The organism is Vibrio sp. 2033 (assembly GCF_033339735.1).
The window spans coordinates 122,708-137,839 of the sequence record NZ_JAWOVC010000010.1; the positions used below are offsets into that span (position 1 = coordinate 122,708).

At 44.7% G+C, this 15,132-nt stretch carries 15 protein-coding genes; 11 read left to right on the top strand and 4 right to left on the bottom strand.

Annotated elements, in window-relative coordinates; genetic code table 11:
* Positions 1–15: 15 nt before the first annotated feature.
* The gene (locus R7P74_RS14510; protein WP_031781040.1) at positions 16–462 is read right to left on the bottom strand and encodes a hypothetical protein; all 447 of its coding nucleotides are present in this window, start codon (positions 460–462) and stop codon (positions 16–18) included.
* Positions 463–621: 159 nt separating this feature from the next.
* On the opposite strand from R7P74_RS14510, the gene R7P74_RS14515 reads away from it, so the two are divergent.
* The 6 genes from R7P74_RS14515 (at position 622) to R7P74_RS14540 (ending at position 5,906) form a co-directional block, all read left to right on the top strand.
* Positions 622–1,023, top strand: coding sequence for a DNA polymerase III subunit psi (locus R7P74_RS14515; protein ID WP_005380121.1), 402 nt, complete (start codon positions 622–624; stop codon positions 1,021–1,023).
* A gap of 12 nt (positions 1,024–1,035) precedes the next feature.
* On the top strand, positions 1,036–1,491 hold the full coding sequence (rimI, locus tag R7P74_RS14520) for a ribosomal protein S18-alanine N-acetyltransferase (RefSeq protein ID WP_005380122.1): 456 nt from the start codon (positions 1,036–1,038) through the stop codon (positions 1,489–1,491).
* Positions 1,492–1,776: 285 nt separating this feature from the next.
* Positions 1,777–3,366 (top strand): peptide chain release factor 3, encoded by a 1,590-nt coding sequence (gene prfC, locus R7P74_RS14525; protein ID WP_005380123.1) that lies wholly within the window; start codon positions 1,777–1,779, stop codon positions 3,364–3,366.
* Positions 3,367–3,460: 94 nt separating this feature from the next.
* Positions 3,461–3,658 (top strand): DUF5363 family protein, encoded by a 198-nt coding sequence (locus tag R7P74_RS14530; RefSeq protein WP_005380125.1) that lies wholly within the window; start codon positions 3,461–3,463, stop codon positions 3,656–3,658.
* Entirely contained in the window at positions 3,645–4,418 is a 774-nt protein-coding gene (locus tag R7P74_RS14535) for a TatD family hydrolase (protein ID WP_005380129.1), read from the top strand. Before R7P74_RS14530 ends, R7P74_RS14535 begins: the two co-directional genes overlap by 14 nt.
* 204 nt (positions 4,419–4,622) lie before the next feature.
* Positions 4,623–5,906: a NupC/NupG family nucleoside CNT transporter gene (locus tag R7P74_RS14540; RefSeq protein ID WP_005380131.1), complete on the top strand. Its 1,284-nt coding sequence runs from the start codon at positions 4,623–4,625 to the stop codon at positions 5,904–5,906.
* Positions 5,907–6,264: 358 nt separating this feature from the next.
* Here R7P74_RS14540 and R7P74_RS14545 read toward each other — a convergent pair whose 3' ends face one another.
* Positions 6,265–6,399, bottom strand: coding sequence for a hypothetical protein (locus R7P74_RS14545; RefSeq protein WP_005391675.1), 135 nt, complete (start codon positions 6,397–6,399; stop codon positions 6,265–6,267).
* Positions 6,400–6,489: 90 nt separating this feature from the next.
* Here R7P74_RS14545 and deoC point away from each other — a divergent pair, with 90 nt between their 5' ends.
* The 4 genes from deoC to deoD all read left to right on the top strand — a co-directional run bounded on the left by deoC (position 6,490) and on the right by deoD (position 10,844).
* Positions 6,490–7,266 carry a deoxyribose-phosphate aldolase gene (gene deoC / locus R7P74_RS14550; RefSeq protein ID WP_005380133.1) on the top strand — a complete coding sequence of 259 codons (777 nt, stop codon included), beginning with the start codon at positions 6,490–6,492 and terminating at the stop codon, positions 7,264–7,266.
* Between the two features lie 97 nt (positions 7,267–7,363).
* On the top strand, positions 7,364–8,692 hold the full coding sequence (gene deoA / locus R7P74_RS14555) for a thymidine phosphorylase (protein ID WP_005380134.1): 1,329 nt from the start codon (positions 7,364–7,366) through the stop codon (positions 8,690–8,692).
* Between the two features lie 68 nt (positions 8,693–8,760).
* Complete coding sequence (locus R7P74_RS14560) at positions 8,761–9,981, top strand: phosphopentomutase (protein ID WP_158156824.1); 1,221 nt, start codon at positions 8,761–8,763, stop codon at positions 9,979–9,981.
* A 143-nt stretch (positions 9,982–10,124) separates the two neighbouring features.
* Positions 10,125–10,844 carry a purine-nucleoside phosphorylase gene (gene deoD, locus R7P74_RS14565; RefSeq protein ID WP_005380140.1) on the top strand — a complete coding sequence of 240 codons (720 nt, stop codon included), beginning with the start codon at positions 10,125–10,127 and terminating at the stop codon, positions 10,842–10,844.
* A gap of 95 nt (positions 10,845–10,939) precedes the next feature.
* Here the strand turns inward: deoD and R7P74_RS14570 are convergent, their stop codons facing one another.
* Positions 10,940–11,545 (bottom strand): YtjB family periplasmic protein, encoded by a 606-nt coding sequence (locus R7P74_RS14570; protein WP_005391677.1) that lies wholly within the window; start codon positions 11,543–11,545, stop codon positions 10,940–10,942.
* 91 nt (positions 11,546–11,636) lie between these two features.
* Between R7P74_RS14570 and serB the strand changes: the two genes are divergently transcribed.
* Positions 11,637–12,617 (top strand): phosphoserine phosphatase, encoded by a 981-nt coding sequence (gene serB / locus R7P74_RS14575; protein ID WP_005386439.1) that lies wholly within the window; start codon positions 11,637–11,639, stop codon positions 12,615–12,617.
* Positions 12,618–12,680: 63 nt separating this feature from the next.
* On the opposite strand, the gene R7P74_RS14580 is transcribed toward serB, so the two are convergent.
* Entirely contained in the window at positions 12,681–15,029 is a 2,349-nt protein-coding gene (locus R7P74_RS14580; RefSeq protein WP_225473661.1) for a PilZ domain-containing protein, read from the bottom strand.
* Positions 15,030–15,132: the final 103 nt, after the last annotated feature.

Here is a 15,132-nt window from a genome sequence, read left to right on the forward strand (position 1 = left end):
ACTGAGATAGGGAGGTTAGGATGACTGGTTACTTTTCTTTTTGCCCCAGACCTCTATTTTCGCTTTTTTACTTACCCCTAGCAGGCTGAGTTTTGTGCTTCCCCAGCTACTGTAAGTCATTTCAATCTGTTTTAGCTTGGCTTCTTTTGTACCTGGAAGGCTCCAGGCACGAGTCGACAATCCGCTTGTTAGTACGCCCATAGAGGAAAGCTTTTTCTCACTACCATCTGTCATGACGACTTTTAAACCATTAATGTCTACCGTTCCTTGCACACATTTTAGTTTTATTTTACTGAAGCTTCGGTTTCGGAATAGGCTATTTGGTGTCACGGTATCTGTTTCTGTATGAAAGTTAACGGTTTTCGTTGCAATCAGCTCCCACTCATCGCTGTTATTAGCAAAAACACTCATGCTGGTGGCGGCTACCAGTGTGCAAAGTAGTAGCGTATTTAAGAATTTCATAATGTACCTCATATGTCATACCTAATGTGTGGCCGTTGGCAAAACGCTATGTTCAGGAATATCCAAATCATCTCATTGTGTTCAGGTGTTCCTTGAAGTCCTTTAGGTATAATCGCGATAATTTGATAGGATTGCCCTCGTTCAAATAGGTGACGGAAAATGTCAATTAACGAGAAACAGTATTTACGTGAAATGGGGATCAGCACATGGGAGCTGGTACACCCTGAAAGACTGGAAGGCTATCAATCGCCATTATTGGATTTGCAAAGTTCATGTAAACTCCTATTGGTATCGCCAATATGTCCAGAAAACGAGACGGCATTGATGTTTGAGCGCGTATTAAAAAGCATTAAGCTCACGCTTGATGATGCGCTACACCTAGAGCCTGAGCGCTTATCCATGCTGGGTGAACATCAGCTAGAGTGGGTGTGGTTTGCAGGCTGTGAGGCTGATCAAAGCATCAAGGCAAAGCACCTGACCTCGCCACTATTACAAGATATTGATGGTAATAACGAACAGCGCCGCGCATTGTGGCAACAAATCTGTTCGTACTCTTCTTAACGGAGCTAATGCGTGACAATTGAAATTACGCCGATGCGTGCAGAGCACCTCGACCAAGTTTGGCAAATCGAGCAGCAAGCACATTCTCACCCTTGGGCCGAATCTTTGGTTCGTGACTTATCCAGTCGCGGTGCTTGCCATCATGTGATGCTGGAAGGCTCTCAAGTGGTTGGTTACTTCTATGGACAGAATATTGTTGGAGAAGTGACACTATTAAATATTGCAGTAGCGCCTTCTCAACAGGGCAGAGGGCTAGGGCAAAAATTGCTGGACGCGTTTATTGAATACTGTGAACAAGCCAAAGCAGAGAGTGCTTGGTTAGAAGTGCGTGAAAGTAATCACCCAGCTATCCATATTTATGAGCAAGCAGGTTTTAATGAAGTGGACCGTCGTTACAACTATTACCCAGCTAAATCGGGAAATGGTAAGGAAGACGCCATTATCATGAGTTACTTATTTTTGAGTTAGTTTTAGGCCGTTACTAATTACCTCATCAACACTTATGCTTTAAATGCGTATCCGGATTCGAGGCTTTTGAATATGTAATAATAATTTTTTGAATTTTTACATCTCTTTGTGTGGAGCTGGCTTTCCCTTGTTAGTTGCAGGTAAAGGCTGGTGAGCCGAGTAAATTCAGTTCATGTCTTTCCAGTTTGCTAGCACAGCGATAATAAGCGAGAATACCGCACAATATCGAATAGTAGATATGCTTGCCTATTTTGTGAGCATGAAAGTAATTTAGAAGATTAACTAATGTCAAATCCCCTTTTTTTAGGCGAAGTGTCTAAGCGCAGAACGTTCGCTATTATTTCTCACCCGGATGCGGGTAAAACCACCATTACTGAAAAAGTACTGTTATTCGGAAACGCGATCCAAAAAGCAGGTACGGTTAAAGGTCGTGGTAACGCACAGCACGCAAAATCAGACTGGATGGAAATGGAAAAGGAACGTGGTATCTCGGTTACTACTTCTGTAATGCAGTTCCCTTACAACGATTGTCTGGTAAACCTACTTGATACGCCTGGACACGAAGACTTCTCGGAAGATACTTACCGTACTCTAACGGCAGTTGACTCATGTCTGATGGTTATCGATGCAGCGAAAGGTGTTGAGGACCGTACTCGTAAACTAATGGAAGTTACACGTCTACGTGACACGCCAATCGTAACCTTCATGAACAAACTTGACCGTGACGTTCGTGATCCAATGGAAGTATTGGATGAAGTAGAAAACGAATTGGGCATGATGTGTGCGCCAATCACATGGCCAATCGGCTGTGGTAAAGAGTTTAAAGGTGTTTACCACATTCACCGTGATGAAACGATTTTATACGAATCAGGTCACGGTCATGAGATTCAAGAAGTTCGAATCATCAAAGGTCTCGATAACCCAGAGCTTGATGAAAAAGTTGGTGCAGGCCTTGCGGAAAGTGTTCGAGAAGAGCTTGAGCTTGTCATGGGTGCTTGCCCTGAGTTTGATTTGGAAATGTTCTTAACAGGTGACCTGACGCCAGTTTACTTCGGTACTGCATTAGGTAACTTTGGTGTGGATCATATGCTAGACGGTCTAACTGAATGGGCTCCAGCGCCGAAAACTCGTCAAGCGGTTGAACGTGAAGTTGAAGCGACCGAAGAGAAGTTCTCTGGTTTCGTATTTAAGATCCAAGCGAATATGGACCCAAAACACCGCGACCGTATCGCATTCATGCGTATTGTATCGGGCACTTACACGCAAGGTATGAAGATGAACCACGTTCGTCTTGGCAAGCAAGTGAGTATCTCTGATGCAGTAACCTTTATGGCTGGTGACCGTGCACGTGCAGAACACGCTTACGCCGGTGACATCATTGGTCTACACAACCACGGCACTATTCAGATTGGTGATACCTTTACGCAAGGTGAATCACTGAAGTTCTCTGGTATTCCAAACTTCGCTCCGGAACTATTCCGTCGTATTCGCCTGAAAGATCCATTAAAGCAGAAGCAGCTTCTCAAAGGTTTGGTTCAGCTATCAGAAGAAGGTGCGGTACAGGTATTCCGTCCTCTACAGAACAACGATCTGATCGTTGGTGCCGTTGGTGTACTTCAGTTCGATGTTGTTGTGGCTCGTTTGAAATCTGAGTATAACGTTGAAGCGATTTATGAAGGCATTAACGTTGCAACTGCTCGTTGGGTTGAGTGTGGTGATGCGAAGAAACTGGATGAGTTCCAACGCAAGAATCAAGCGAACTTAGCATTGGATGGTGGTGATAACCTAACGTATATCGCTCCAACAATGGTTAACTTAAACTTGGCGAAAGAGCGTTTCCCTGACGTTGATTTCCGTGCGACGCGTGAGCACTAATTTGCGCGGTTAGGGTAAGCCTTAACGCAAACTAGATTTTAAAACGCCCTTGGCTATAAACTTAGCCAAGGGCGTTTTTATATAAGGATAAGATATGAATTGGTTTAAACGTGGGCTAAAGCGTTACGACAACTGGTGTAAAGAGATGGGGTTAACTCCCGATCAGAAACGCAGTTGTGTCCCATATCGAAAAGACCCAGCCCATCAAACTGAAGAGAAGAGTGAAGCCCAACCATCCTCTGATTTTCTGCCCGCAGATACAGATAAAAAGCGTCAAGATGAAGCTCTTTGATACGCACTGCCACTTTGATTTTGATGTGTTTCAAGATGACTTTGCACATCAACTTGAGCTTGCTCAAACGCAAGGCGTCGCAAGAATTTTGATTCCTTCCGTCGGTCCGCAAAACTGGGCTCGTATTCAAACTTTGGCAGAGCAACATGCCAATTTGTATTATGCGCTCGGCTTTCATCCGTATTTTCTTGAAGATAACGTTGAGCAGCACCTTACAGAGCTAGAAGGCTATCTAAATCAAAAAGGGCAGCAGTGCGTGGCAATAGGAGAGTGTGGTTTAGATTTTGCCATTGATGTTGATCCACAGTTGCAAGAAAAGATACTTGAAGTTCAATTTGAGCTGGCTAGACGCTTCGAACTCCCAGTTATTTTACATAGCCGAAAAGCGCACAATCGCCTCATTCAAATGGTGAAAGCGGCGAATCTCCCTAGAGGTGGTGTGCTACACGCTTTTTCTGGGAGTTATCAGCAAGCCATGGAGTGGGTCAAATTAGGTTTTTTTATCGGTGTAGGAGGAACGATTACCTACCCAAGAGCCAAGAAAACACGCGACGCAATTCAAAAATTACCACTCGAAAACCTAGTAATCGAAACAGACGCACCAGATATGCCTATACTTGGATATCAAGGGGAGTCAAATCACCCAGCCAAACTCATTCACGTCTTTAATGAGCTCGTAGAGTTGCATAACGGCCGAAAGCAATCGATTGCCTCTCAGCTGTGGAAAAATAGCAATTTTGCTTTCTCGATATGTGAATAAAATCTAAAGATGTGGTTTGAAATCGAAAACGTTTTCCTGCTTATTGTGAATTAACTCACAAAGCTGGTTGAATCAATCATGAATCTTATAGGAAAGTGTGAGGCTGGCATTACTTTAATTGATTCTGCATGAGTATAATTGCCCCCGCTTTATAGCTCCATTTTGTAACACGCCAATAAATAACTTATAAGGAAGTCATAAACTATGAGCCTGTTTATGAGCCTAATCGGTATGGTAGTGCTTCTTGCGATTGCAGTGGCATTTTCTAACAACCGAAAAGCTATCAACTTTAGAACTGTGGGTGGCGCATTCGCTATCCAATTCGCATTAGGTGCATTTGTTCTGTATGTACCTTGGGGCCGTGATCTACTAAACGGTTTCTCTTCAGGTGTTTCTAACGTTATCAACTACGGTAACGATGGTTCATCATTCCTGTTCGGTGGTCTTGTTTCTGACAAGATGTTCGAAGTATTCGGCGGCGGCGGTTTCATCTTCGCATTCCGTGTTCTTCCTACACTGATCTTCTTCTCTGCACTGATTTCAGTTCTTTACTACATTGGCGTTATGCAATGGGTTATCAAGATTCTTGGTGGCGCACTACAAAAAGCGCTAGGCACTTCGCGTGCGGAATCAATGTCAGCGGCAGCTAACATCTTCGTAGGTCAAACTGAGGCACCTCTAGTTGTTCGTCCATTCGTTCCAAAAATGACTCAATCAGAGCTATTCGCGGTAATGTGTGGTGGTCTAGCTTCTGTTGCTGGTGGTGTACTAGCTGGTTACGCATCTATGGGTGTTCCACTAGAGTACCTAGTTGCGGCATCATTCATGGCAGCACCAGGTGGTCTACTGTTCGCTAAAATTCTTCACCCTGAGACTGACCAGCCTCACGAAAGTATCGAAGAAGCGATGGACGGCGGTGACGACAAACCAGTTAACGTAATCGACGCAGCTGCGGGCGGTGCGGCTTCTGGTCTACAACTTGCGCTTAACGTAGGTGCAATGCTAATCGCATTCGTTGGTCTAATCGCGCTAATCAACGGTATGCTAGGTGGCATCGGTGGTTGGTTCGGCATGCCAGAACTAACACTAGAGCTAATCCTAGGTTACGCGTTCTCTCCACTAGCATTCCTAATCGGTGTTCCATGGGCAGAAGCTGTAACAGCTGGTTCATTCATCGGTCAGAAAATCGTAGTGAACGAATTCGTTGCTTACTTGAACTTCACACCATACCTAGGTGAAAACGCTCAAGTAATCGCGGCAACTGGTGAAGTAATGTCTGAGAAGACAACAGCTATCATCTCATTCGCACTATGTGGTTTCGCGAACCTTTCTTCTATCGCGATTCTACTTGGTGGTCTAGGTAGCCTTGCACCAAACCGTCGTAGTGACATCGCTCGCATGGGTGTTAAAGCAGTTCTTGCAGGTACGTTGTCTAACCTTATGGCAGCGACAATTGCAGGCTTCTGCTTAAGCCTTGCAGCACTATAATTAGAATCGGTTCTTAATATATAGACGCCGTTTTACATCATGCCCTGTAGCAAGAGATTGCTGCGGGGCATTTTTCGTTTTTCGGGCTCCAAAATTTCATCGGGTGTTTGCCTTAGTCGAGGTATTACGCAGTCAATGGAATAGGGGCTAGGAAATTTTGAGATACAAACCGTTTGCGCTCTATTTGGTGCTACAGTTTTGCGGTGAAACTCTATAATGTATTAATCACAGGATAGTGGTTAAGCTTGATTCTTAATCACGTAATGAATATTACATAATCGATGGGCAAATGAATTGCCCTGCAATATCAGATCTAATAGGCGTTTTGCTTTGTGATGTGATATTAAAGACACCGCAATCATAGATTGTTGTGCCATAGGCCAAACTGGTACTGTGCGGTGACAAGGATAGCAATTGGCATATGATAAATTTTCGCTGTATATGCCGAGTCTTCAGGGAACCAAGTCCGTTCATTAATAGACTGTTTAGCCATTTACTCACATTGTCTCGACTTGTTGATTATAGTTAAAGACGTGATGTAAGGCTGAGTAGTGAATTTTTTGAATATTGATCGGAGATAGAAATGAGCGATTTAAAAGCAGCAGCGCTACGTGCACTTAAACTTATGGACCTAACTACGTTGAATGACGATGACACTGATGCAAAAGTGATCTCACTATGTCATGATGCGAAAACAGCAGTAGGCAACACAGCTGCAATTTGTATTTACCCTCGCTTTATTCCTATTGCTAAGAAGACACTTCGTGAGCAAGGTACGCCAGAGGTTCGTATTGCAACAGTAACGAACTTCCCACATGGTAACGACGACATTGAAATCGCAGTTGCTGAAACAAAAGCGGCGGTTGCTTACGGTGCAGACGAAGTTGACGTAGTTTTTCCTTACCGCGCGCTAATGGCGGGTGATGAGAAAGTAGGCTTCGAACTAGTTAAGCAATGTAAAGAAGCTTGTGGTGACATTCTTCTTAAAGTGATCATCGAAACAGGTGAACTAAAAGAAGAAGCACTAATCAAGAAAGCATCTCAAATCTGTATTGAAGCAGGTGCTGACTTCATTAAAACTTCAACTGGTAAAGTGCCAGTAAACGCAACACCAGAATACGCTCGCATGATGCTTGAAGTTATTCGCGACATGGGTGTTGCAGAAACTGTTGGTTTCAAACCAGCAGGTGGTGTGCGCACTGCTGAAGACGCAGCAGCATACCTAGCAATGGCTGACGAAATCCTAGGTGACAACTGGGTTGATGCTCGTCACTACCGTTTTGGTGCGTCTAGCCTGCTAACCAACCTACTAAATACATTAGAAGTATCGGACGACGTCGCTGATCCAACAGCGTACTAATTCCAATAATACGTCTGAACGGTAGCACCTAAACGGGTGCTACCAAACCTCTTCTATCCTACTACAACCATGGCTCAAAAGAGCTTGGGAGGCACTAATGTATTTACCACAAGAAATCATTCGTAAAAAACGTGACGGCGAAGTCCTAACCGCCGACGAAATCAACTTCTTTATTCAAGGCGTAGCGAACAACACGGTATCTGAAGGTCAGATTGCGGCGTTTGCTATGACGATTTTCTTTAATGAAATGACCATGGATGAGCGCATCGCCTTAACGTGTGCAATGCGTGATTCGGGCATGGTTATCGACTGGAGCCACATGAACTTCGGTGGTCCAATTGTCGACAAACACTCAACCGGTGGTGTGGGTGACGTAACTTCTTTAATGCTTGGCCCAATGGTGGCAGCGTGTGGCGGTTTCGTACCTATGATCTCTGGCCGCGGTCTTGGTCATACAGGCGGTACGCTGGATAAACTTGAATCTATCCCTGGTTACAACATTACGCCGAGCAACGATGTTTTTGGTCAAGTAACCAAAGACGCTGGTGTGGCGATCATCGGTCAAACTGGTGACCTTGCTCCTGCGGATAAGCGTGTTTACGCGACTCGTGATATTACCGCAACGGTAGACAATATCTCCCTGATTACGGCGTCGATCCTTTCTAAGAAACTGGCGGCGGGTCTGGAATCGCTAGTGATGGACGTAAAAGTGGGTTCAGGTGCATTTATGCCAACTTACGAAGCGTCTGAAGAGCTAGCAAAATCAATCGTTGCGGTAGCAAACGGTGCTGGCACTAAAACTACGGCAATTCTTACGGACATGAACCAAGTATTGGCGTCTTCAGCGGGTAACGCAGTGGAAGTTCGTGAAGCGGTTCGTTTCTTAACGGGTGAATACCGTAACCCTCGTCTACTTGAAGTGACCATGGCTTCATGTGCTGAAATGTTAGTACTTGGCAAGCTTGCTGAGAACACAGAAGACGCACGCGCAAAACTGATGGAAGTGCTGGATAACGGCAAAGCGGCTGAGTGCTTCGGCAAGATGGTTGCTGGCTTAGGCGGCCCTGCGGACTTCGTAGAAAACTACGACAACTACTTAGAAAAAGCAGAAATCATCAAGCCAGTTTACGCAACAGAAACGGGCATTGTCTCTGCAATGGATACACGTGCTATCGGCATGGCAGTGGTTGCTATGGGTGGTGGTCGTCGAGTTGCTACTGATGAAATCGACTACGCAGTTGGTTTCGACGAGTTCATCCGCCTAGGTGAGGTCGCAGACAGTGATAAACCTCTTGCGGTCATCCACGCTCGCACTGAAGAGCAATGGGAAGAAGCGGCAAAAGCACTGCGCAGTGCAATCAAAGTAGGTGGTGAATATACACCAACTCCAGAGGTTTACCGCCAAATTCGTGCAGAAGATATCTAATAGAACAAGCAATTACACAAGGCCTACTCAACCATAATAAAAAGCCGAGTGGGCCTAAGGAACGAGCAATGAAAAGAGCATTTATTTTAGTACTAGACTCATTCGGTATCGGTGCAACTGCCGACGCTAAAGAATTTGGTGATGTAGGTTCAGACACACTAGGTCACATCGCTGACCAATGTGAAAAAGGCTTAGCAGATAACGACAATCGCCAAGGTGCACTTCGCCTTCCAAATCTATCGAAACTTGGTTTGGCAATGGCGCATAAAGAATCGACAGGTCGCTTCGCACCTGGACTAGACGCAAACGCTGAAATCATTGGTGCATACGGTCATGCAGCAGAGCTTTCTTCAGGTAAAGACACGCCGTCTGGTCACTGGGAAATCGCAGGTGTTCCTGTTCTGTTTGACTGGGGTTACTTCACTGACAAAGCAAACAGCTTCCCGAAAGAATTGACTGACCGCATTCTTGAGCGTGCAGGTCTTGACGGTTTCCTAGGTAACTGCCACGCATCTGGTACTCAAGTTCTTGACGATCTTGGTGAAGAGCACATGAAGACTGGCAAACCAATCTTCTACACGTCTGCTGACTCTGTATTCCAAATCGCATGTCACGAAGAGACTTTCGGTCTAGACCGTCTACTAGAGCTTTGCCAAATCGCACGTGAAGAGCTAGAAGATTACAACATTGGTCGTGTTATCGCGCGTCCATTTGTTGGTGCTGGTAAAGGTCAATTTGAGCGTACCGGTAACCGTCGTGACCTTTCTGTAGAGCCACCATCAGCAACGGTTCTTCAGAAGCTCGTTGATGAGAAGCAAGGCAACGTGGTTTCTATTGGTAAGATTGCTGATATCTACGCAAACTGCGGCATCACTAAGAAAGTGAAAGCGACAGGTATCCCTGCATTGTTCGAAGCAACGCTAGAGCAAATCAAAGAAGCGGGCGACAACACGATCGTATTCACTAACTTTGTAGACTTCGACTCAGCTTACGGTCACCGTCGTGACGTAGCGGGTTACGCAGCGGCACTTGAGTACTTCGATGGTCGTATCAACGAAGTGCTAGAGATTATGGAAGAAGACGATGTGCTTATCCTAACGGCAGACCACGGCTGTGACCCAACATGGCCAGGCACTGACCATACTCGTGAGCACATCCCAGTATTGGTTTATGGTCAAAAAGTACCAGCTGGTTCTCTTGGCCGCCGCGAAACATTCGCAGATATCGGTCAAACATTGGCAAGTTACTTCGGTACTTCTCCAATGGATTACGGTAAGAACTTCCTATAATTAGTTAGGTTTTTGAAAACTAGGAGCTTGATTGCTCCTAGTTTTATGTTTGCAGTATGTAAATGCTGCTTGTCGGAAATGAGAATACTCTGGCTTATATCGCCTTAAGCGCGGAGCGCTAGAGAAAGGTTAAGGAAAAGAAAATGGCAACTCCACATATCAATGCTGAAATGGGTGCATTTGCAGACGTCGTACTGATGCCTGGTGATCCACTACGTGCAAAATACATCGCAGAGACTTTCCTTGAAGATGTCGTTCAAGTGTGTGACGTTCGTAATATGTTTGGTTACACAGGCACATACAAAGGCCGTAAGATCTCGGTAATGGGCCACGGTATGGGTATCCCATCATGCTCGATTTACGCGACTGAACTAATCAAAGACTTCGGCGTGAAGAAAATCATCCGTGTTGGCAGCTGTGGCGCAGTGAATGAAGACATCAAAGTGCGTGATGTTGTGATCGGCATGGGTGCATGTACTGACTCTAAAGTGAACCGTATCCGCTTTAAAGGTCATGACTTCGCGGCAATCGCAGACTACAACATGGTTCGTGCGGCAGAAGACGCTGCAAAAGCTCGCGGTATTGACGTTAAAGTTGGTAACCTATTCTCAGCAGAGCTTTTCTACACGCCAGATCCAGAAATGTTCGATGTAATGGACAAGTACGGCATTGTTGGTGTTGAAATGGAAGCGGCTGGTATTTACGGTGTTGCGGCAGAATACGGTGCAAAAGCTCTGACAATCTGTACGGTTTCTGATCATATCAAGACTGGCGAACAGACTACATCTGACGAGCGTCAAACGACATTCAACGACATGATGCTAATTGCACTAGATTCAGTATTGCTTGGTGACGAAGAGTAAGCGACGAAGAGTCATTCTATTTTTCGCTCTCAAGAGCTAAAAAAACAGCCCGCACATTGCGGGCTGTTTTTATATGAGTTGTTAGCGCTACCTAGTTACTTGGTTAGCAGCAGGTTTGGCGCTTTTTTACGACGTATCGGTTGTCGACGTAAAATCAAGATGAACAACATGCCACAGACAAAGCTCATTAAGACCATCATGTACATATAACGATCGCTCTTGCGATAGTGGTGGTCAGAAATAGCCGTCACCCGGCCCGTCTCAAAAGTCACGCGAACAAAACCGATAAGCGCACCATCTGCAAAAACTGGTTCAACCAACTGCTGGCGACCAATGGAAGCTGTTGCCAAAGGCGTATCCAGGCCAAGAACTTCGCGTACCGATAATGCCTCTTCACTAGACGCTAAACGTACACCCTGTGCATCGTAGATTGTTGCATCAAACACTAAACGGTCTTGTGCTAGTTGGTTTGTTAGCTGAAGTAATCGTTCTTGATCTTTAGTTAAAATCATCTCACTGGCAGAAAGAGACGCCTGTGAAATCAAAACTTTGGTGAGTGTTTCAAGCTGTTGTGCTTGAATTTTCTCATTACCCTTACTGATCACAACACTGTTTTTTATTGTGATAAACAACATCACACACAGTAGGATTAGTGCCAGAATTCTTAGGGCATTCCTTACTGAGAACAAAGATTCACTCATGCTCTTTACTCATCCATTTAAAATAAAACAAAGACTTGCCTTTTTAGTTTGTTGAGGTAACGTTTTAGCAAAGTCATAAGGGATTATATACATGGACGCGTCAAAAAGCTTGCCTATCAGAAAACATACGACACTTTTAAAACGATTACCCGAGACTCGATTTGCCTCCCAATTAGATAAAGCAAAAGCAAACTGGATCGTATTTGCTGAGTACCTTTCGCCAAGTCACTTCGAAGACATTGATTTCTTCACCGGCTTTTACAACCCGATACTAGAAACGTGGAAAGTTGGCCAATATGAAGTAGCCCTGATGGCCGGAGAATTAACTCCTCAACATGAAACGATCTTACAAAGTCTCAACCTAGATTACGCCTCGCTTAATGAAGTGCCCGATCTATCAACCCAAGGGTTGATTGTATTTGATATGGATTCAACGGCGATCCAGATAGAGTGTATTGATGAAATCGCGAAACTGGCAGGAGTAGGGGATGAGGTCGCTGAAGTCACTGAACGTGCCATGCAAGGTGAGTTGGATTTTGAGCAAAGTTTACGTCAGCGAGTTGGTAAGCTCAAAGGTGCCGATGAATCAATTCTTGAACAAGTTCGTTCCCAGTTACCATTCATGCCGGACTTTGAAGCGCTAATTGCGACGTTGAAAGCCTTGGGCTGGAAAACAGCGATTGCTTCCGGTGGTTTTACTTACTTCTCTGATTACATCAAAGATAAAGTCGACCTAGATTTTGCTCGTTCCAATCAATTAGAAATTATTGACGGCAAACTCACGGGTAACGTACTTGGCGATGTGGTAACGGCGCAGATGAAGTCTGACATTCTAGTGGAATTGGCGGATGAATATGAAATTGAGCAGCACAACACGGTTGCTGTCGGTGATGGCGCTAATGATCTTGTGATGATGTCGGTGGCTGGATTAGGGATTGCGTATCACGCAAAACCAAAAGTGGAAGCTCAAGCGCAATCTGCGATTCGCTTTGCAGGGTTGGGCGGTGTGCTCTGTATTTTATCTGGCGCATTGGTGAAGCAGCAAAAGGTCAGCTGGAAAGCTAAACCTTAACCACCCATTCAAAAACACCGCCAGAAAGGCGGTGTTTTTTTTCAATTTGGTATGACTTTGAATTTACTCGGTTAACTCCAATCTAATTACAACCTCTTCAGTAATGTCTTCAAATTCACTGTAACCAACGAGCGCCGTCAACTCTTTTTCTAACTTGCTTGCTTGATGTACACCAAATTGGGTTAAGTCACTTAAATCTTGTTGCAGTAATGATGTCATCGGATCGAAAATTGGCGCAGTAGAAAGGCGAAGCACGTAAAAGTCACCCATCATTCGCGCTTTCTTTATAAATTGAATCCGCTCTTTTACGCTGTTGAACTCTTGATGAAGCTTTGACTCAATACCTGTAATTTTATTGCCTACTTTTACGGCGCTTATGTAGATATCCTGATGTCTGGCTTGAGCACCTTCTACACGTTTTATTGGCTCTGCGATTAATGTGCTTGTCCGGCCTTTAAAGATAGGTTCAAGTGACAACAGTTGGTCATGCCCAAGACGGGCAAAAAGCTCAATGTGTTTAGGTAGCGGCAAGTTCACCCCGATAACGGGGGTTTTTATTGAAGATGACGTACTTTTACTGATAAAAATGGGCGTGCTCAGCGTACGCGAGAGCAACATGCAGTGCAGCCTTTCAAGTAGAGCATTACTTGGTAGCGTCTCTTTTTGCGGGATTAGCTTGTCTTGATTGTGCTCGATAATGCTGTTGAAAAAAGCGATTACCTTCATGGTTTGGCTGCTTTCATCAATAACTAGCTGCACGCTACAACCGTCTGGGCTTACACGAATTACTCGGTATGGCACCGACATTAACGGCAATTTTTTATCGTAGAGTTGTAATTCTCGAAAGTTGATTCTTACCTCTTGCCCAGAACGTAACATTGTGGGCTCACTTAGCCTAATTCCGAGTCCTCGTTTGGAAAGGTCAACAGTACTGCCGCCTGTTTTAGTCTGTCCTGAGTACAACTCTAAAGGTGTTTTAAAACGATAACGAGGCTCTTTTCGACGAGACTTTGCATCAAAATAAATGCCCTTTGGATTGCCGATAACTCTTCTCGGATGGCGAAACGCGTTTAATGTATTAGCGGGTAAGCGCGGCTTTTCAGTTAGCAGGTAATCCTGCCCTGACTTTTCGTCAGCAATTTCTTGCAAAATACCAATATGAGTCAGTGATTGAGACGTTTCTGCCAACTCTGGAGAGAATGCTGCTAGGTCTTCCTGTTCTTGCTCTGATAGTTCAAAGATTGAAATTCTAAAGGCGCGCCAACTCTCTCGTTTGCCACCTAAATGCCAAAATAGCTGGCGCTGTTCGCGAGTTGCTTCTGGGCGAAACATCGAATAGAAATAGGTTCGATTCTCGTGCTCGTGAGTAAATGAATAAAGGACATTGGTTGTTCCTTTAACACCAGGCTTAATGAGTGACGCGATGCGTTGCTCGTTGAATAAGGAACCAAACATTTGCTGGTTTCTCTCATCGTGCCAGTATTGCCAAAGCTTTTGATTGTTTGGCGTTAACATTGCTAATTTTAGGTCACTACCATCAAAGAATAGAGGCAAGCTGCTAGTGTGCTTTAGTGCGATGTGCTCATAACCGCGAGTTCGAGCTCGAATAATCTTGTCTTGATTGTCGTGACGAGCCCTTTTAGCAGCACTGTTGAGCGCTTCATCTATCACTCTGGTGACGACATTGGTATCAGTTAAGCGTATGGTTCTGAGGTATCGAACTGAGTCATTTTCGTAACAGTCATCAACCGCGAGTATGCGGTATGCAAGCGGTTTCTCTATACCTGCAACGTTAGATTTGCTGGCAAATTCAGTAAACGTGACCTGAATAATTTCCCCAAGGTTATATTTAAATGCGCTCGGGACTTTGAACTTTGCGCCAGAGCTAGATAAATCAATGCTTAATCCATGAAGAAGCTGTCCTTTAGAACGGCAAATTTCAACTTGAGATTGGACTTTCAAGCGTTTTTCTTGGCGCTTTAAATCGTAGCCTAGGTGAACGGGTTCTGCTAAGAACGGGCTTTTAGGATCCGTTAACGATTGCGTTTTTTGCTGAGTAAGGCGCTTGCTCATTACGCGAAAGTTATTTCGCGTGTTGACCAATGCTTCCCACATTCCTTCCGTGTAGCAGCCAAACTTTTTGATGTTTTTATGGTAAGCGTTGAAAGCAACATCATCCAACCAATGTGGAATACCATCCAAAATATACTCGCGACATTCGCCTTGAACGCGACCTCGCAAATCAATGCTTTTTTTGCATGGAGCCATTAAGCGGTTAAGTTCCATTTTAACCAAAATTTTGGCCGAAGGCGGCTCTTCCTCGGTCAGTTGGCCAAGGACAAAGTCAAAGTCATTCGTACCGTAAACGGGAATGAGTCGTTCTGCGAGCGAGAGAATTTCAGATTGCTGCATTATTTCTGTTAGAGTATGTCGTTACTTTAAATTGTATCGGCTAAGCGAAGTAATACTTAAGTATATCAATAGTTCATTTCAGTTCAGGTCTGACTTGGCTGTG